Consider the following 18,970-nt stretch of genomic DNA (forward strand, 5'->3'; position numbering starts at 1 on the left):
TGGAAATGAAAAAAATAAGCACTTTTAGTATTGGTTTTCTAATTTTAGTTATCATGACACTTGCAGGCTGTAGTAATGAAGGAGAAACAACAACAGGAGGAAGCGAGGACGACAGTAATACTCTTGTCATAGCACAAGCTGCTGACATTCCGTCAATCGATCCACAAAATTCTTTAAGCACTACAGGGGACCGTGTCCATCGTAATATGTTTAGCCGATTATTTATGTGGGATAACGAACTGGCATTGAAAGAGGACCTTGTGGACACGTACAAACAAATCGATGAAGAAACTTGGGAGTTTACATTAAAAGAAGCAACTTTTCATAATGGAGAGGTAGTTACGGCAGAAGATGTAAAATTTAGTTTGGAGCGCGTTATGACTGATGAAACTTTAAAGGAATATCCATACTTTAAACAATTGAAGGAAGTAAACGTAAAAGATGAGCAAACGGTGGAAATTACTACAGATGGACCAATGCCTACAATACTAAATCTTCTTGCGAAAAGTGGGTCCGATATACTTCCCAAAGCTTATTTTGAGGAAGTAGGAATAGAAGGATTTCAAGAGAAACCAATTGGGTCAGGACCTTATCAATTTGAAGATTGGATTCGTGATGATCGCGTAACACTGGTACCGTTTGAAGATTATTATGGGGATAAACCTAAATGGGATAAAGTTGAAGTACGTGCTATTCCAGAAAGTTCTACCAGAGTTGGTGAATTGCTGACAGGTGGGGTTGATGTTGCAACAGATATCCCACCGAACGAATGGGAGCGTGTAGAGTCAGAATCAGGCGTTGATTTGGTAAATGGTGAAACAACTAGAGTTAGTCTTTTAATGGTTCGCACAACGGAAGGGTATGTAACCTCTGATCCAAAAGTTCGGGAAGCGATTGATCTTGCTATCGATCAGCAGGCAATTGTAGATTCAGTTCTTCAGGGTACAGGAGTTCCGGTTCGTACCAGAGTTCCAGAAGGCGTATTTGGAACAAACCCGGATTTAACAAATACACGGGTTTATGATGTAGAAAGAGCAAAAGAACTTTTAGCAGAAGCTGGACATCCAGATGGCATTGATATTACTTTTACTTCATCGAGAGGTCGTTACCCATTGGATAGTGAAGTAGCACAACTAATTGTAAGTATGTTAAGTGAGGCAGGCATCAATGCAGAGCTGAAATTACTTGAATCAAGTTCGTTTTTAGATGAATACAATTCAAAGTCGAACGAAGAATTAATTATGATTGGCCTGGCAGATGGTTTGCTTGATGCATCTTATTCCTTAGTTCACTATACTGAGGAGCGAGCGGCCGGTCAGACGGATTACAAAAATGAAGAAGTCGAGGAACTATTTAACGCTGCAGGCCAAAATTTAGACGAAGAAGAGCGTAAAGAACAGTATCAATTAATTCAAGAAATCGTAGCTGAAGAGAGACCACATATTTTCCTTTACCAAAATGCCGTGAACTACGGGGTAAGTGAAAACATTACTTTTACACCACGTTTGGACGAAGCAATCCGCTTTGATGATCTAACGAAAAAATAATGACAGGGGGAGCCGCCTGGCAAACGTTGGCTCCCCAAAAGGAGACTTGATATGAAGAAGTATCTTGTGAAACGCCTACTACAGATCATCCCTGTCCTATTCATCATCTCGTTTGTTGTATTTGTACTTGTGTATATGGCAGGGGACCCCGTTGCTTTAATGCTGCCAGAAGATGCTTCGGAAAGTGATCGGGAAGCAATGCGAGCGGCGCTTGGACTGACTGACCCATTCTATATTCAGTACTTTCGCTTTGTGGGTGATTTAATTCAAGGTAATTTCGGTACATCTTTCCGTTATAACCAAGCTGCACTTCCATTGGTATTAGAAAGATTGCCAGCAACATTTGAGCTTGCTGCTGCTTCTATGGTAGTAGCAACGTTAATGGCGATTCCACTAGGGATTTATTCTGCACGTAAACAAAATTCGTTAGTAGATTTATTTATTACAGGGGGTTCTGTATTAGGGAAAGCAATGCCAAACTTTTGGCTGGGTATTCTCTTAATATTATTGTTCGCAGTCAACATCCAATTTTTCCCTGTATCTGGGAGAGGTACAATCGTACATATGATTCTTCCCGCTATTACTTTAGGAACGGGTATAGCAGCAGAAATGACAAGGCTTATTCGTTCCAATATGCTAGAGATTCTTAACCAGGACTATATTAGAACTGCAAGAAGTAAAGGTGTTTCTAGCAATATATTAGTTTATAAACATGCTTTCCGTAATTCCTTGATCCCTGTTGTGACGATAATGGGTTTACAAGTTTCACATTTAGTCAGCGGGGCACTCATAACTGAAAGTGTATTCTCTTGGCCAGGAATTGGTTTATTGCTTGTCCAAGCAGTAAATGGGAGAGATATGGCAGTAGTTCAAGCGGCGGTGTTTGTCATCGCATTGCTTGTTATCATTGTGAATTTAATAACGGATTTAATTTATAGATTACTGGACCCAAGAATAAATTATTCATAAGGAGGGGCATCATGCAAGGAAATGCTGAAGCAAAAACAGTAGGGGGAATTCGACCAACAGTGCGAAAAGTAAAGGCCTACGGAGGCTTAAAACGCTGGTGTCGTCTCCTCTTGCAAAGCAAAACAGGAACAGTTGGATTCTTTATAGTGCTAATCGTTGTGTTGGTAGCTATTTTTGCCGATCTTATAGTACCACATGATCCTGCGGAGAATAATTTATCGGGTATGCTGTTGCCACCATTTTGGATGGATGGTGGGTCTACTTCCTATTTACTTGGGACAGATAATCTTGGAAGGGACATTTTTAGCAGAATTATTGTAGGTACGAGGGTTTCCTTATTAGTAGGTATCTTTTCCGTGGTACTAGCAGGAATCATTGGCTTACTTGTGGGAGTAGCGGCAGGATATTACGGTAAGTGGGTAGATACTATTCTTATGAGGATTGTAGATTCATTTCTTGCCATACCAAGCATTCTATTTATTTTAGTAGTTTTAGCAGTCTTTGAACCTAGCATTATGACCTTGATAGTGGTCATTGGTCTAACCAATTGGGTATCTTATGCTCGTGTAGTAAGAAGTGAAGTATTGAGTGTTAAGGAAAGAGATTTTGTACGAGCCTCTCACTCTATAGGAACTAAAAACACTACGATTATTAAAAAGCATATTGTGCCAAACATCATTTCTTCCTTTATTGTTATTTCGGCATTAAGTGTAGCAACTACGATTATACTTGAGGCATCACTAAGCTTCCTTGGATTAGGGATTCAGCCACCTGACGTATCGTGGGGAGCCATGCTAACTGATGGACGGAATTATCTGGCTACCAATTGGTGGATCGCGACTTTTCCTGGAATTGCTATAACGATCACTGTACTGGGCATTATTTTCCTCGGTGACTGGTTACGGGATGTGCTAGATCCTCGAAACTACTTTAGTAAAAAGGGAGGAGCTTAGAATGACAGATAACTTATTGGAAGTTGAGAATTTGCATACCCATTTTTTCACCGAGAATGGTGTAATTCCATCTGTAAACGGCGTAACTTTTTCAATCAAAAAAGGGGAGATCATTGGTATCGTTGGAGAATCAGGATGTGGGAAGAGTGTTACATCTTTATCTATTCTTCAACTTATTAATAAGCCCGGAAAGATTGTGGAGGGGGAGATTAGGTTTCATGATAAGGACTTAACGACATTATCAGAAAAAGAGATACGTAAAATACGTGGGAATAAAATTTCCATGATCTTTCAGGAGCCACTAACTTCTCTAAACCCTGTGTTCACGATTGGCCATCAAATTTCCGAGGCAATTCGCCTTCACCAAAAAGTAGATAAGAAGGAAGCAAAGCAACGGAGTATTACTCTTTTAAGCAAAGTAGGAATGGCTAATCCAGAACGCCAGTATCATGCCTTTCCCCACCTGCTTAGTGGAGGGATGCGGCAACGTGTGATGATTGCTATGGCTCTCTCATGTAACCCTGAACTACTCATTGCTGATGAGCCGACCACAGCATTAGATGTCACCATTCAGAAGCAGATATTAAAGTTAATGAAAAATCTAAGTAGTGAACTTAACACGTCGATTATCTTAATAACCCATGATCTTGGTGTTATTGCAGAAATGGTGGATAGAGTTGTAGTTATGTATGGAGGAGAGATTGTCGAAGAAAATGACGTATATAGTCTATTTGAAAATCCGAAGCATCCGTACACAAAAGGTTTGTTGAACAGTACACCTAAAATACACCAACTTAAAGAAAAACTGCAATCAATTGAAGGGAATGTACCAACACCAGATCAACTACCGTCCGGCTGTAATTTTCAAAATCGGTGTCCATTTGCAATGGAGAAGTGCCGAGAAATATCGCCAGACCTAGTTGCTTCTAGTGATGGATCTTCTGTCCGTTGCTGGCTACACCAGGAAAAGGAAGTGGTAAATGTATGACACAACAGGTGCAAGTCAAACAAAGTACAATAAAAGCTCCATTACTTGAAGTGAAAGAGCTTTCAAAGCACTTTGTTGTATCTACTAATCTATTTGGGAAGCCGAAGGAAAGCGTCAAAGCGGTGAACGAGGTGAACCTATTACTGGAAAAGGGTGAAACACTTGGCATCGTTGGGGAATCTGGATGTGGAAAATCTACCATGGGAAATACCATTCTAAGGCTTATTGAGCCCACTGAAGGGAGCATTTTTTTTGAAGGGCAGGATGTGTTAAACATGACGCGAGCACAGCTGCAGGAAATGCGAAAAGAGGTTCAAATGATTTTTCAAGACCCGTTTTCTTCTTTAAACCCAAGGATGCGAGTATTTGATATTATTGCCGAACCGTTGCGGACCCATAAAGTAGCTAATGGGAAAGAATTACATCGGAGAGTTTATGAACTTTTAGATCTGGTAGGACTTGACCAATCACAGGCAGATCGTTTCCCCCACCAATTTAGTGGGGGCCAAAGACAGCGAATTGGGATTGCTCGGGCTATTGCTTTAAACCCAAAATTAATCGTTTGTGATGAACCCGTCTCTGCTTTAGATGTTTCAATCCAGGCACAAATACTGAATCTATTATTAGAGTTAAAGGAAAAGTTACAATTAACTTTAATATTTATTGGACACGGAATCCCTGCTGTTAAATATATCAGTGACCGGATTGCTGTGATGTATCTGGGGGAAATTGTGGAAATGGCTGACAAGGAAAGCCTATTTTCAAAGACGCGTCACCCATACACCCAAGGACTTATTTCTGCAGTTCCGATTCCGGACCCTTCTTTAAGAGAAGTTTCCGAGGATGTAATACTTGAAAAGGATTTGCCCGATCAGCGCAACTTACCAAAAGGGTGTAGTTTTTACTCGCGTTGCCCATTTGCGACAGAAAAATGTAAAGGGGAAAAGCCGAAATTGAAAGCAAACGAAGAAGGACATCTTGTAGCCTGTCATTATCCATTGCATGCATAAAAAGGGAGGAGAATAAAATATGAAAGTCGTCGTAGTTGGAACTGGGATTGTTGGATCAAGTGCAGCTTATTATCTTGTCAAAAATGGAGTAGAGGTTGTGATGGTAGACCGAATTGAGGACGGGAAAGCAACTTCCGCTGGTGCTGGAATCGTCTGTCCGTGGATCTCCCGTGTAGATGATCCAGATTGGTACCAAATCGCAAAACGTGGTGCCAGATTCTATCCTGATCTTATTGCACAATTAAAACAAGATGGTGAGTCGGAAACGGGATATAAAAAAGTAGGAGCACTCAGCGTCAGCTCAGACCCTACCAAACTGGACGAAGTTGAAAAACGAGTTAGAAAGAAACAAGAAGAAGCTCCTGAAGCCGGTGAAATTAGAAGGTTAGATGCAAAACAAGCTCAAGCAATGTTTCCTGCCCTTTCTGATGATTTGGAGGCTGTTTTTGTATCTGGTGCAGCTCGTATTGACGGTAGTTATTTACGTGATGCGCTAAAGCGCGCGACTCAAAAACACGGTGCACGCTTAATTGAAGGAGAGGCATCACTCCAGACATCGGCGAAAAAAATAATGGGTGTTACTGTAAATGGCGAGACTATCATAGCTGATAAAGTGCTTATCGCAGCAGGAGCCTGGGCGCCGGAACTATTAAAACCACTAGGACTTGAGCTGGCGATGGAGCCACAGCGTGGACAGATTGCCCATATTAATTTACCTCAACAGGATACGTCAGATTGGCCAGTTGTTTTACCACACACTAGTCATTATATGTTGGCATTTGATGATTCTCGTGTTGTTGCCGGTGCTACAAGAGAAACTGGATCTGGATTTGATTATAGATTAACAGCTGGAGGAGTGCACGAAGTATTGGGAGCCGCTTTAGATGTTGCTCCTGGTTTGAATGAAGGAACCTTAAAAGAAGTGCGTATTGGTTTTCGTCCGATGGGGCCAGATATTCTGCCATTAGTAGGAGCAGTGGACGCCATTACAGGGTTATACATGGCAAATGGGTTGGGAGCATCTGGATTAACGATGGGTCCTTATGTTGGCACATTGGCAGCAGAGTTAATGATGGACGAACAAATAGAAGTGGATATGAGCCCATATCAGCCAATGCGAGCAATTACAGTGAAAGAACCAATTTAACATGTACATGAGAGGCTGATAGAAATGGCGAACTATAAAAAAATAGGAACATTACAGGTGGAAGAGGGGTTATATGATTTCCTTCACGAGGAGGTCTTTGTAAACATTGACCTTCATTACAACAAATTTTGGGATGATTTTTCTGATCTAGTGAGTGAGCTAACACCTATCAATGATGAATTACTTAAGGAAAGGGACCAATTGCAATCAGCAATTAATAACTGGCATGTTGCCAACCCTACGTTTAGCCAACAGCAATATAAGCAATTTCTTGAGAGAATTGGATACTTAGAAGAGGAACCTGAAAAAGTGAAGGTTACCACTGATAACGTGGACGACGAGGTAACTGTTGCAGGGCCACAATTGGTTGTTCCTGTAAATAATGCTCGCTATGCCATTAACGCTGCCAACGCTCGATGGGGAAGTCTGTATGACGCATTATATGGGACAGACGTAATTTCAGAATCGGATGGTGCTGAAATAAGATCTAATTACAATCCTATACGAGGAGAAAAGGTAGTAGCGTTTGGTCGAAGCCTTTTAGATCAATTTCTTCCATTGGAGAAGGGAAGTCATCACAATGTAACGGACTATCATATTAGGGGAGAAGCCCTCATTTTTACACTGGAAAATGGAGGGAGCGCTTCATTAAAGGATCCCTCCTTATTCCGCGGGTATCTTGGAAATAAGGAGAATCCTACTTCTATTCTATTTAGACATCATGGTCTCCATATTGAATTGGTACGCGATGAAAAGGATCCAATCGGCAGTAGAGATAAGGCTAATGTAAAGGATATTATCTTAGAAGCCGCACTTACTACTATCATCGATTGCGAAGACTCCGTTGCAGCAGTTGATGCAGAGGATAAGCAGGAGGTCTATCGGAACTGGCTTGGTCTAATGAATGGTCACTTAAAAGCTTCCTTTAAAAAGAATGGCAGTACGATTGAACGGCATTTGCATGAGGATCGAGAATATATCGGGTTACGTAATGATAGGTTTATCCTTAAGGGGAGATCATTATTGTTTATACGGAATGTTGGTCACTTGATGACAACTGATGCGATATTAGACGAAACTGGTAAGCCAATTTACGAAGGTATACTAGATACCGTCGTCACCAGTCTTATTGCCCTGCACTCAATGAATGGAAAAGAGAAATATGCCAATTCAGAGTTAGGCTCTATATATATTGTTAAGCCTAAAATGCATGGTCCTAAGGAAGTAGCGTTTAGTAATACATTGTTTAACCGTATAGAAGATATACTTGGCCTAACACGGCATACGATTAAAATTGGCGTCATGGATGAGGAAAGGCGAACTTCCCTTAACTTAAAAGCATGTATTAAGCAAGTAAAAGAGCGTATTGTATTTGTAAATACAGGATTTTTGGATCGTACTGGCGATGAAATTCATACGTCTATGCTTGCTGGTCCGGTGCAAAGAAAGAATGACATGAAGCATACGGAGTGGATTAAAGCCTATGAATCATCGAATGTCTATGCTGCCCTTTCATGTGGGTTCCCGAAAATTGCACAGATTGGGAAGGGTATGTGGGCTGCGCCAGATCGAATGAAAGCAATGCTTGAAGAAAAAGTGGTTCATCCACTATCTGGTGCTACAACAGCGTGGGTCCCATCACCGACTGCTGCCATACTACATGCTCTTCACTACCACCAAGTGGATGTTTCCAAGGTTCAGGAACAGCTTCTAGCGAAGACAGAGCTATTTTCCTATCGTGACGAGCTCTTAAAAATACCTATTATGACTGAAAAATTGTTAGCTAAAGAAAGCATTCAACAGGAATTAAATAATAATGTTCAAGGGATACTTGGGTATGTTGTCCGCTGGGTGAATCAGGGAATTGGTTGCTCTAAAGTACTTGATGTTCACAATGTTGGTTTAATGGAAGATCGTGCTACACTTCGAATATCCAGTCAGCATATTGCAAATTGGCTGCATCATGGAGTTTGTACAAAAGAAGAGGTCTACGATACATTCAAGAATATGGCAAAAGTGGTCGATCAACAGAATCAGCTGGATGCTTCCTACGAGCCAATGGCAAATAACGAAGCAAATTCGATTGCCTTCCAGACCGCATGTAAGCTTGTCTTTGAAGGACATAAGCAGCCAAATGGCTATACAGAACCTATTTTGCATGAGGGAAGAAAAGCAAAAAAAGAAGAAATTATCTGATGATTAAATAGAGGGTGAAAATGTGAAATTTGTTCGATACAAGGATAAAAATCAAGTGTTTCAAGGTGTTTTGGAAAAAGACAAAATCATCCAAATCTCTGGGGACCCCTACAGCAATTGGGAGAAAACAAGTGGGGTTCATCTACGTAGTGAAGTGAAGCTACTTGCACCAATCCTACCAAATCAAATTATAGGTATTGGGGCGAATTATGTAGCAAGTGAAGAGGAATTACCTAGTGACCCTGTACAGCATCCAGTATTCTTTTTTAAGCCAGTATCTTCCGTTATTGGTCCTGATGAAAACATTGTTATACCGGAGCAGGTTGAAAATGTGAAATTTGAGGCAGAATTGGCTGTGGTTATTGGGAAAGAGATAAAGCAATTACAACCAGAAGATCCTGTGGAACCGTATGTATTTGGGTATACAATTGCAAACGATGTTACAGCACCGGTCATGTTTCATCCGGATGGCCACTGGACCATTGGAAAAGCCTTTGATACATTTACACCGATCGGTCCAATAGTAGAAACGAACCTTGACTTAAACAAGATTCGAATTGAAGCCACAGTGGGCGGTGTGGAGAAGCAAAATAGTCCAACACATTTAATGATTGTCACCATTGAAGAGATGATTCGTTACTTATCTCATGTGATGACATTACAGCCAGGAGACGTTATCTTAACGGGAAGCCCTGTTGGTGCAGAAATGGTTGGGGGAAATATAATGGTAGAGTGCACCATTGAAGGCATAGGGACATTACGTAATGAAACGAAGGTTAGTTATTAGATGAAAACTTGGTGTTTCTCTGTTATAAGAATTGGTACCGAGCCAGCATAGTAGATTCTAACTTTCGTGGATCAGTACCTAACCACAAAACTTGAATTTTTTCTATAATAAAAGGTTCTGAGTTCGGAACTTATTTTCCAGGTGCTATTTGCCGTATTACACGTGAAATAGCACCTTTTATTTTCTGAGAAATTCGCTATCAGTTAAATTCACTTGCTTCTTTCATTTAATAGCTCAGATAAATTTTTCTATCTTGATAAAAAGCCCTCTAAGGCTTGTTTATTTTGATCAAAATCTATATCTAATACAGCCCCGACATTGACACGTTGGTTTGTGAAAGATCCGTCAACTGGTAGTCTCAATGTCTCGACATCTTGATCTGAAGTTAGTAACCCTTTTCCAATTGAAAATAAGATATTATTACTAATATTTGTATCAACATAGCCTGTTGCTATACCTAGTGTCTTAGGTAATTTTACTATACTATTCACTGAAATTGCCTCATCTTTTAGTTTTGACAGAACTTCCTGCTGGCGTCTTACCCTTCCGAAATCACTTTCGCTATCTTTCCGAAAACGTACATAACCTAAAAGTTCCTCGCCGTGTAAGGTTTGTTCTCCTTTTTCTAGAGTCATTCCAATATTCTTTGACATTTTTTTTGCTACATTTATATTTAGACCTTCCGGTGCAATTAAATCTACTATTTTAGGGAACCCGTTAAAGTCTACAATCGCATAATAATTTATATCTGTATCAAAGTTTTGTTTAATTGTTTGTCTAAGTAGTTCGGGGCCGCCAAAAGAATAAGCTGCATTTAACTTATTCATTCCGTATCCTGGGATGTCTACATAAATATCGCGCATTAAAGATACTACTTTTACTTCATTCGTATTTTGATTATAGTAACCAATCATTAAGGTGTCTGAACGACCTTGCTCTCCCTCTCTTGCGTCTGATCCGATTAAAAGCACCTTTACTTCTCCAAACTTTACTTCCTCTCCTGAAAAGTCTGTATGCACTGCTTCGCTATCCGAGGAATTTTCCTTTTTTGCTGCAGATAAACCTTGATTAAACTGAATGATGCTATATGTAACTACTCCTCCAATTATTAGAATGAAAGTAAGCATACTAAGCTTTATTCTTCTCTTTAATTTTGATTTCTTTTTTAATCTCCCCATGTAAATGACACTCCTTGTATTAATTTATGTAAACTATATGATAATGTTGGCAAAATGTCAAAATACTAATTCTTTGGTAAATTAATATGTAATTAAATGCTTGCTTAATAGATTGACAAATTGTCAACTATGCTGTAAATTGCGATATAGATCAGGTATTCAAGACAGAATAGGTAGGTGGACATAAAAAGTGACTACAGAATTTGGTGGGTTTTTAAAAAAACAATTACAGATAAACGGTCTCACCATGCGTAAATTTAGTGAAATGACCAATATAGAAACTTCTAGCATTTCTAGAATTATTAATGGCAAGAGGAAAGCTAACATTCATCATTTAAGGGCTTTTTCTGAAGCCTTAGATATACCAATAGAGGAGCTTTTAAAGGTTGCTGGTTATGCTGATTATTCTATTTCGGATAATAATGAGGAAAAAGTAGAAAAGCATATCCAACAGTTAATAAAGGTTATAGAAACTTCCGATATGGACCACCATGAATTTTCAATTGATCGTTTGGAGAAACAGTTAAAAAATCACCGACAACACGCAATGACAGAAGAGGGGCAGGAAACGATAAAGGAGAAATTTAAAAGTAAGATAAAGCGTATTGGTGCTGCTGGACCGTTTATACGGCAATTAGAAGAGATGTATGAGCAGTTTACTTCTGGGAATGTAACAATAAAGCATCAACTCATAATGGGCGGAGCTCTACTATACTTTGTTTTAACATTGGATTTAATTCCTGACTATCTCTTTCCTATTGGATATATAGATGATGCTATTGCAGTTCAATTAACGGTAAGCATGCTGGCTAAACAAGGATAGGGTTTGACGTTTATGAACTCGAAAAAACATGTAATCGATTATACATTACTATTTATTATATTTTGTTTCTTCCTATTTAGTTTGATAGCAGTTTATAGTGGTTCTGGACAATATGAGTCGGCTGACTCTTTTTATTTTTTGAAACGACAAATATTTTGGTATATATTGGGCTTTGCTGTTTTAGCTGCTTTTGCGTTATTGGACTATGATCTAATAAAGCGATGGAGTTTTTATTTATATCTATTTAGTGTTCTATTACTTATTTATGTACATTTTTTTGGTGTGATTAAAAACGGTTCACAACGGTGGATTAACTTTGGTTTATTTGAATTACAGCCTTCTGAGTTTTTGAAGTTTTCTCTTGTTATATACCTTGCGACCCTTTTAAACAAGGTTGGTAACAAAAGGCTTTCATTTAAAAAGAGTATACCGATTATAATAAAAATTGGCATTGTTACCCTTGTTCCATTCATTTTGGTGTTAGTACAGCCAGATTTGGGTTCTGCCCTCATGGTAGGAGTGACTGCCGCTACTTTGGTGTTTATATCGGTGATTTCGAGCAAGATGGTTCTGCTTATTCTTCTTGGAGTAATCGCGCTAGTTTCTGTAATTGTATGTCTCTACTTTGTTGCACCAGAATTATTGATGCAAATCTTTAAACCCCATCAGCTATCTAGAATTTATGGTTGGTTAGACCCTGAACATTTTCCTTCCAACTCTGGATATCAGCTGAAACAAGCAAGAATGGGGATAGGATCAGGGCAGTTAACTGGAAATGGTTTTAATCAAGGAGTGCAAATTCAAAGCGGAAAGGTTCCTGAGGCACATACAGACTTTATTTTTGCGGTGATTGGTGAAGAATTCGGCTTCACTGGTGCTTGTATTTTAGTATTTCTCTATTTCTTTCTTATTTATCGAATTGTACTAGCTACTTTAAATGCAAAGAACCTTTTTGGAGCATACATAGGAATAGGAATTATAGCCTTAATAGCTTTTCAAGTATTTCAAAACATTGGAATGACAATCGGATTAATGCCAATAACAGGGCTTGCCTTGCCATTTATAAGCTATGGAGGTAGTGCATTGTTAACTAACATGGCAGCGATTGGTCTCATACTCAGTATTCAGATGCGAACTAGGAAACATAATTTGTTTGATAAAGGTTTTTCAAACAACTCCGATTAAGGCGTTGATGAAACGTTAAATGAATACTCTGTACACATGAATTGTTTTTGAATAGAAAAAAGTATATTATTAATCTTATATTGCATTAAACTTGAAGGACTTTATTTTTGTGAAATACATCACTTGTAAAATAGTAGAAATTTAGTAGTAAAGGAGCAGGACATTGAAAATAGGTATTGATAAAATTGGTTTTTACGCACCACACTTATATGTAGATATGAATAAACTAGCAATTGCAAGAGACGTGGAACCTGCTAAATTCACGATAGGCATTGGACAAGAAGAAATGGCGTTTGCTCCAATGACACAGGATACGGTAACACTTGCAGCCAATGCTGCCTTAAATATTTTAGATGAAGCGGATAAACAAAAGATTGACTTTGTCATTTTCGGTACAGAAACAGGTATCGACAGCTCAAAAGCATCAGCTGTTTATGTGCATGATCTGCTTGGGATAAATCCTGATGCACGTAGTATTGAAATGAAACAAGCCTGTTATGCAGCTACCGCAGCCATCCAGATGGCTAAAGGGCATATTGCGTTAAATCCAGAAAGCAAAGTATTAGTACTTGCATCGGACATTGCTCGATATGGACTTCGTACTGGTGGGGAAGCTACACAAGGAGCAGGAGCGGTTGCCATGTTAATCAGTGCTGACCCGAAAATACTTGCGCTTGAGGAGAAAAGTGCTTACCATACGAGTGATGTGATGGATTTTTGGCGCCCTACTTATACAGATAAAGCAATCGTTGATGGTAAACTATCAAATGAACAATACATTGAATTTTTTGCGAAGGTTTGGGAGCAATATAAAGTAAAAACAGACGCTTCCTTCTCTGATTTCGAAGCAATTTGCTTCCATCTACCATATACCAAGATGGGGCAAAAAGCATTAAAGCCACTTTTACCTGAGACTGATGAAGTTACACAAAACAGGTTGTTAGAAAATAATGAAGCAAGCAAAACGTATAATAAGCGTATTGGTAATATTTATACCGGCTCGCTTTACCTTAGCCTGCTATCTCTATTGGAAACAAAAGAGGATTTGGAAGAAGGGGCAAGAATCGGGTTATTCAGCTACGGTTCTGGTGCTGTAGGCGAATTCTTTTCAGGTATTTTGCAGCCAGGCTTTAAAGGTGCTCTGCAACCTACTAGGCATAAAGAAATACTTGATTCAAGAAAAGAGATTGATGTTGCCGAATATGAGGAACGATTTAATAACACACTTCCAACCGATGGCTCTACTCTAGAACTAGAGAAGGAAGATGATCCTTCATCAATTTACTTAGCTGGCATAAAAGATCATATGCGTCAGTATGTAAATGATAATAGGTAGTACTATACAGGTGCTTACTGTTTAATCAAATAAAATCCCAAGATACAACTCATGTATCTTGGGATTTTTGTTCTATAATATCTTATTAAAATGGATACTCTCGATTTTCTGCCTGTACACTAATCCATTGCGTGGTTGTGAATTCATCCATAATCCATTCGCCATTAAAGCGCCCGATGCCTGATTGCTTTGCACCACCAAATGGCATATGTGCTTCGTCATTAACGGACATATCATTAATATGAACCATGCCAGTTTCAATACGTTTGGCAACTTGCATGCCTCGATAGCGATCTTTTGTAAAGATAGACCCACTTAACCCAAAAGGAGAATCATTGGCAATTTTAATTGCCGTTTCTTCATCTGATGCACGAAGAAGGGAAGCCACAGGTCCAAACACTTCTTCTTTCGCTGCTGGCATATCGTTAGTAACTTCTGATAAAATAACTGGTTTTATAACATTTCCCTCTGTCTTAAATTCTGTGTGGAGCTTGGCACCTTGATCGATTGTACCTTCTACAAGCTCCTGTATATGCTCTATCTGTCCCTGGTTAATAATCGGACCGATTAACACATCGTCTTCTGCAGGATCTCCTGCCTTAAGTCTTTTGGCAGCTTGCGTGAATGCTGAGACAAAGTCATCGTAAATACTTTCGTCTATGATAATACGATTCAGTGATAGACAAATCTGTCCTTGGTGAAGGAAAGAACCGAAAACAGCTGCTTCGGCTGCTTTCTCAATATCTGCATCCTTCAGTACGAGCATTACATTATTTCCGCCAAGTTCAAGAGAGGTCTCTTTTAAATGTTTACTTGCAAGTTGAGCGATATGCTTTCCTACCTCTGTCGACCCTGTGAATGAGATGAGTTTAGGGACTGGATGCTCGACAAATTCATCTCCGATCTCAGAACCACGTCCAGCTACTACATGAATGACGCCATCTGGAAAGCCTGCTTCCTGTAGTAAATCAGCAATTAACAAACCTGATGTTACGGGTGTGTCGGAAGCTGGTTTTACTACTACCGTATTCCCTGTCGCTAGAGCTGGGGCAATCGTACGCATTGCCAAATGGAATGGGAAATTCCACGGACCAATTACCCCAATTACACCTTTGGCTGAGCGAAATGTGTAATTTTCTTTTCCTTCTGTATTAGAGGTCCCAGTTGTGCCTTGCATTCTTGTTGGGAAGGAAGCTGATTCACGGATAATTTGGATAGCTGACTGTATCTCAACTTCCGCTTTTACTTTGCTGCTTCCTGCTTCTTTGATAAGCCAATCCACAATATGTGCTTTATTGTCTTTTATTATTTCGATTAAGTGAAGTAAATATTCCTGCTTTGTAGCCGGCTCCATTGCCTCCCATTTTGGCTGGTAGGCAGCAGCAGCTTCATATGCTTGATTTAGATCTTCAGGATTTGCTGATTGAATGGTTCCTAAGGGTTCACCATTGTATGGATTATAATTTTCAACTTTTTTGCCAGAAGACCCTGTCGTCCATTTTCCATTAATAAATAGTTCCGTATATTGGTTTTGCATTTAGACTCAATCTCCTTTCCGTCGTTATATTGTAGTTTCCCTAGGAACGATACCTGCAAACACATAGAGCATGTCAGGATAGAGATAATGCTCTTTGTCTGGTCTGTCTCCTTTTCTAGAATCATAGGCTATCCATAGGAAATAGATTGGGGGAGACTCGTTATGGAAATCATAGAGCCATTACTAAAGATACTGCTTGTCAATATCATTCTAAGTGGAGATAATGCTGTCGTCATCGCGATGGCAAGTAGAAAATTACCAGATCACGTGAAGCGAAAGGCTGTTATCTGGGGAACGTTTGGGGCAATAGCATTTCGAATTTTATTCGTCTTTCTTGTGCTCTATCTTTTGAAACTGCCGTGGATACACTTGATTGGAGGATTGCTTCTTTTGTTCGTAGCTTATAAATTATTGGTGGACAAGCCGGATAATCAGCAAATAAAGGTTGGCAGCTCCTTGCAAGAAGCGATCACAATTATTATTTTTGCGGATATTTTAATGAGTCTGGACAACGTCCTAGCTATTGTAGCCATTTCCAATGGCCAGTTTTTGCTTATCATGATTGGTATAATGATTAGTATTCCAATTATTCTTATGGCCAGTGGTCTCATTATGAAAGCTATGGAACAATATCCAAGTATCGTATATGGAGGGACAGCATTACTGGCGTGGACTGCGGGAGAAATGATAATGAAGGAGGAAAGAGTGACCCTGTTATTGGACATCTTATCTTTTCCCAAATCTATATTTCTACTTGCTCTCATTTTTCTTGTTCTAATCATTGGTGGAATTCGTCGGAGAAATCAGATAACATGATAGAATAGAAGAAAAGGAGGTGTTTATGAGAATGATTGAAACGGATAGACTACTTCTAAGACCGTACACGGAAGGAGATTTAGATTTCTATGCAGGATTATGGGCTAATCCGAATATTGTGCGTTACATTGGAAAAGGAAAAACGAAAACATTTGCAGAAGCTAATGATAGTTTGGGACACTGGATTTCCGAGTACGAGTATGGGTTTGGATTGCAGGCTGTTAAACTAAAAGCAGAAGATAAGCTGATAGGCCATGCCGGTCTGGTGAGACAAACAATTGAAGGAAAGGAAGAAATAGAAATTGGATATTGGTTACTTCCAGATTTTTGGGGGAGAGGACTAGCTAAAGAAGCGGCTATTGCATTACGAGAATATGGATTAGAGGAAAAAGGTTTAAGCAAGTTAATTAGCTTGATTAATCCGAATAACCCCGCATCCATTTTCGTTGCTAAAAAGGCAGGGCTGATCTATGAGAAAACAGTAAGGCTTTCTGAAGGGGATACGTTAGTATATTCGATCAAGAATGCTTAGACAGTTCTCCTCTTCATGAGGTTCGTATATCTAGCGTTTTATATGACTCCATTTTGTTAGGAAAGGAGCAGGTTTAATTGTTAAATCGCATTCTGGATAAATTCGGGCTACAGGTTCAATCATTTCTTGAAGTAGATGATTCGCATAGCTCCACGGTATATAAATGTATTTTACATAATGGCGAAACTGTTTATTTAAAAATACCTTTTACAAGATTAAAGTACCAAAGAGAGTTAGAGGCTTATATTATTTTAACGGGCAAGGTCTCTGTCCCGGAATTGTTAGATTATTGGTCTGGTGATGAGGATTGCCCAGGAGCCCTTTTATTATCTGAATTACAAGGCAACCCATTAACACCCAATGTAACTAAACCAGCAGCCTATCGCGTTGGGGAACTTCATGCCTCCGTTCATGAAATTCAGCCGCCTGATGGTTTAAAGGGAATTGAAAATGAATTTGTGAACTGGTCTACTTTTATAGAAGAAAAGTTTTATAGTTTTGCAGAAGATGTAGAAAAAGTACTTGAGGAGCGTTTATACAATATAGCTATTAAGAAGTTTGAAAAAATGAAACGACAGCTTCCTAAACCAGACGGCCCAAGTTTTATACATATGGATTTTCGCCCAGCAAACATCATTGTGGCTGAGAATAATGATGCTGGCGTTATTGATTTGGAAAGTGTACGTTTTGGTTCAACAGAAGTTGATTTCACCAAGTTGCATCGTGATTTTTTGCGCTTCGATGTTGCGTTATATAAAGCCTATCAAGATGGCTACAACAGTGTGAGGCCGTTAATTGAATTAGAAGCAGTCCTGCCTTTTTATCAGTTCACAGATGCTTTTAATAGTATCGGTTGGTGTAAACGACGTGGAATTGAAAAGAATGCTTTATTTCTTGAAGAAAATATCGCGATTTTAAAAAGGCTTGTTCAGTAGTGTAAGAGTTTTTAAATAACTTAATTGTGTTACGATGAAAGGTGAAGGCAAGTATTACTTAGTGTTAGTTGCACTTCTAATTACATAGTAAGCACTATTAAACGATCCTAAAGTAATAGTTTTTAAAAGCAGGAGGCAGCACGATGTTTGAATTAACGTTATTGGAATGGATTTTGGTAATCTTTTGTGCGCTTTGTATTGGTTTTTCAAAGTCTGGATTGCCTAATTTAGTTATATTGGTTGTCACATTACTTATGTTTGTCTTCCCTGCAAGAGATTCTGTCGGTATTCTGTTGCCGATGCTCTTAGTGGGGGATTTTTTTGCAATTATTTATTATCGTAGAAATGTAAAATGGAACCATTTAAAAGGGTTAATTCCGTGGGTGTTAATTGGGATTGTTGCGGGTTACTTTGTACTTGAACATGTAAACGATGCACAATTGAAGCCGTTGATTGGGATTATTGTGCTTGTCATGATCACCCTGAATTTTGTGCGAGAGCGATTTGGTACGAAGTTTAATACTTTATTACCTAACTCACTGGGTTTCACGTTGCTGATGGGGATTTTGGGCGGTTTTACCACTATGGTAGGAAATGCTGCTGGAGCAATCATGACAATTTACTTATTAGTGAAGGGGCTACCTAAGAAGGAGTTTGTTGGAACGGGAGCGTGGTTCTTTCTGTTTGTTAACCTCATTAAGGTACCGTTCTATGTCCATTTGGAGCTCATTACAGTAGAATCAATTTCGTTTAATGCATGGTTAGTCCCTGCTATTATTCTAGGGGCATTTGTTGGTATTAAGGTACTACCAATTATTCCGCAAAAAGTTTTTACTATCCTTGTGCTCATTTTGGCGGCACTTGGGGGAATTAATCTACTTTTGAATTAGCTTTACTATTTCGATTAAAGCTTAATCTGAACCACCGAACTTATGACAGTATCTTCGGTGGTTCGGATTTTTTATATTTGCTTGAATGAACGGGGTACTACAGGGGTATACAAGTAAAAAGCTTGAAATCGAGGTGGTATT

Annotated in this window: 17 protein-coding genes; 15 read left to right on the top strand and 2 right to left on the bottom strand. The window is 39.1% G+C overall.

Translation table 11 applies throughout. The annotated features are described in order from the left end of the window. The 8 genes from K3T81_RS17375 to K3T81_RS17410 all read left to right on the top strand — a co-directional run. The coding region (locus K3T81_RS17375; RefSeq protein WP_238021249.1) for an ABC transporter substrate-binding protein at positions 1-1,547 on the top strand (1,547 nt) is incomplete at its 5' end. Between the two features lie 51 nt (positions 1,548-1,598). Then, positions 1,599-2,516 carry an ABC transporter permease gene (locus K3T81_RS17380; RefSeq protein WP_036573695.1) on the top strand — a complete coding sequence of 306 codons (918 nt, stop codon included), beginning with the start codon at positions 1,599-1,601 and terminating at the stop codon, positions 2,514-2,516. Positions 2,517-2,527: 11 nt separating this feature from the next. Continuing rightward, entirely contained in the window at positions 2,528-3,469 is a 942-nt protein-coding gene (locus K3T81_RS17385) for an ABC transporter permease (protein WP_238021251.1), read from the top strand. Position 3,470: 1 nt separating this feature from the next. Continuing rightward, positions 3,471-4,457, top strand: a complete 987-nt coding sequence (locus tag K3T81_RS17390) for an ABC transporter ATP-binding protein (protein ID WP_238021258.1) — start codon at positions 3,471-3,473, stop codon at positions 4,455-4,457. After that, positions 4,454-5,467, top strand: coding sequence for an ABC transporter ATP-binding protein (locus tag K3T81_RS17395; protein ID WP_238021267.1), 1,014 nt, complete (start codon positions 4,454-4,456; stop codon positions 5,465-5,467). The genes K3T81_RS17390 and K3T81_RS17395 overlap by 4 nt, the downstream gene beginning before the upstream one ends. Positions 5,468-5,486: 19 nt before the next feature. Then, on the top strand, positions 5,487-6,614 hold the full coding sequence (locus K3T81_RS17400) for an NAD(P)/FAD-dependent oxidoreductase (protein ID WP_238021279.1): 1,128 nt from the start codon (positions 5,487-5,489) through the stop codon (positions 6,612-6,614). Between the two features lie 24 nt (positions 6,615-6,638). Beyond that, positions 6,639-8,810 carry a malate synthase G gene (locus K3T81_RS17405; protein WP_238021287.1) on the top strand — a complete coding sequence of 724 codons (2,172 nt, stop codon included), beginning with the start codon at positions 6,639-6,641 and terminating at the stop codon, positions 8,808-8,810. A gap of 22 nt (positions 8,811-8,832) precedes the next feature. Beyond that, the gene (locus K3T81_RS17410) at positions 8,833-9,597 is read left to right on the top strand and encodes a fumarylacetoacetate hydrolase family protein (protein ID WP_238021289.1); all 765 of its coding nucleotides are present in this window, start codon (positions 8,833-8,835) and stop codon (positions 9,595-9,597) included. A gap of 248 nt (positions 9,598-9,845) precedes the next feature. Here the strand turns inward: K3T81_RS17410 and K3T81_RS17415 are convergent, their stop codons facing one another. Continuing rightward, positions 9,846-10,775 (bottom strand): LCP family protein, encoded by a 930-nt coding sequence (locus K3T81_RS17415; RefSeq protein WP_238021297.1) that lies wholly within the window; start codon positions 10,773-10,775, stop codon positions 9,846-9,848. Between the two features lie 190 nt (positions 10,776-10,965). Between K3T81_RS17415 and K3T81_RS19605 the strand changes: the two genes are divergently transcribed. The 3 genes from K3T81_RS19605 (at position 10,966) to K3T81_RS17430 (ending at position 14,119) form a co-directional block, all read left to right on the top strand. Then, a complete protein-coding gene (locus K3T81_RS19605) occupies positions 10,966-11,598 on the top strand; it encodes a DUF1232 domain-containing protein (RefSeq protein WP_238021306.1) in 633 nt (210 codons plus the stop codon). Between the two features lie 12 nt (positions 11,599-11,610). Beyond that, the gene (rodA, locus tag K3T81_RS17425; RefSeq protein WP_238021315.1) at positions 11,611-12,783 is read left to right on the top strand and encodes a rod shape-determining protein RodA; all 1,173 of its coding nucleotides are present in this window, start codon (positions 11,611-11,613) and stop codon (positions 12,781-12,783) included. Positions 12,784-12,946: 163 nt separating this feature from the next. Further along, positions 12,947-14,119, top strand: a complete 1,173-nt coding sequence (locus tag K3T81_RS17430) for a hydroxymethylglutaryl-CoA synthase (RefSeq protein ID WP_106896406.1) — start codon at positions 12,947-12,949, stop codon at positions 14,117-14,119. 85 nt (positions 14,120-14,204) lie between these two features. Here K3T81_RS17430 and K3T81_RS17435 read toward each other — a convergent pair whose 3' ends face one another. Next, positions 14,205-15,656 (bottom strand): aldehyde dehydrogenase family protein, encoded by a 1,452-nt coding sequence (locus K3T81_RS17435; protein WP_238021330.1) that lies wholly within the window; start codon positions 15,654-15,656, stop codon positions 14,205-14,207. A gap of 162 nt (positions 15,657-15,818) precedes the next feature. On the opposite strand from K3T81_RS17435, the gene K3T81_RS17440 reads away from it, so the two are divergent. The 4 genes from K3T81_RS17440 (at position 15,819) to K3T81_RS17455 (ending at position 18,829) form a co-directional block, all read left to right on the top strand. Continuing rightward, entirely contained in the window at positions 15,819-16,472 is a 654-nt protein-coding gene (locus K3T81_RS17440; RefSeq protein WP_238021337.1) for a YjbE family putative metal transport protein, read from the top strand. Between the two features lie 31 nt (positions 16,473-16,503). Beyond that, on the top strand, positions 16,504-17,004 hold the full coding sequence (locus K3T81_RS17445; RefSeq protein ID WP_238021777.1) for a GNAT family N-acetyltransferase: 501 nt from the start codon (positions 16,504-16,506) through the stop codon (positions 17,002-17,004). A gap of 77 nt (positions 17,005-17,081) precedes the next feature. Then, the gene (locus K3T81_RS17450; RefSeq protein WP_238021344.1) at positions 17,082-17,939 is read left to right on the top strand and encodes an aminoglycoside phosphotransferase family protein; all 858 of its coding nucleotides are present in this window, start codon (positions 17,082-17,084) and stop codon (positions 17,937-17,939) included. Between the two features lie 143 nt (positions 17,940-18,082). Continuing rightward, on the top strand, positions 18,083-18,829 hold the full coding sequence (locus K3T81_RS17455) for a sulfite exporter TauE/SafE family protein (RefSeq protein WP_036573665.1): 747 nt from the start codon (positions 18,083-18,085) through the stop codon (positions 18,827-18,829). Positions 18,830-18,970: the final 141 nt, after the last annotated feature.

The sequence above is a fragment of the Oceanobacillus jordanicus genome (genome assembly GCF_022095695.1).
In the GTDB taxonomy this organism is placed as follows: domain Bacteria; phylum Bacillota; class Bacilli; order Bacillales; family Amphibacillaceae; genus Oceanobacillus_B; species Oceanobacillus_B jordanicus.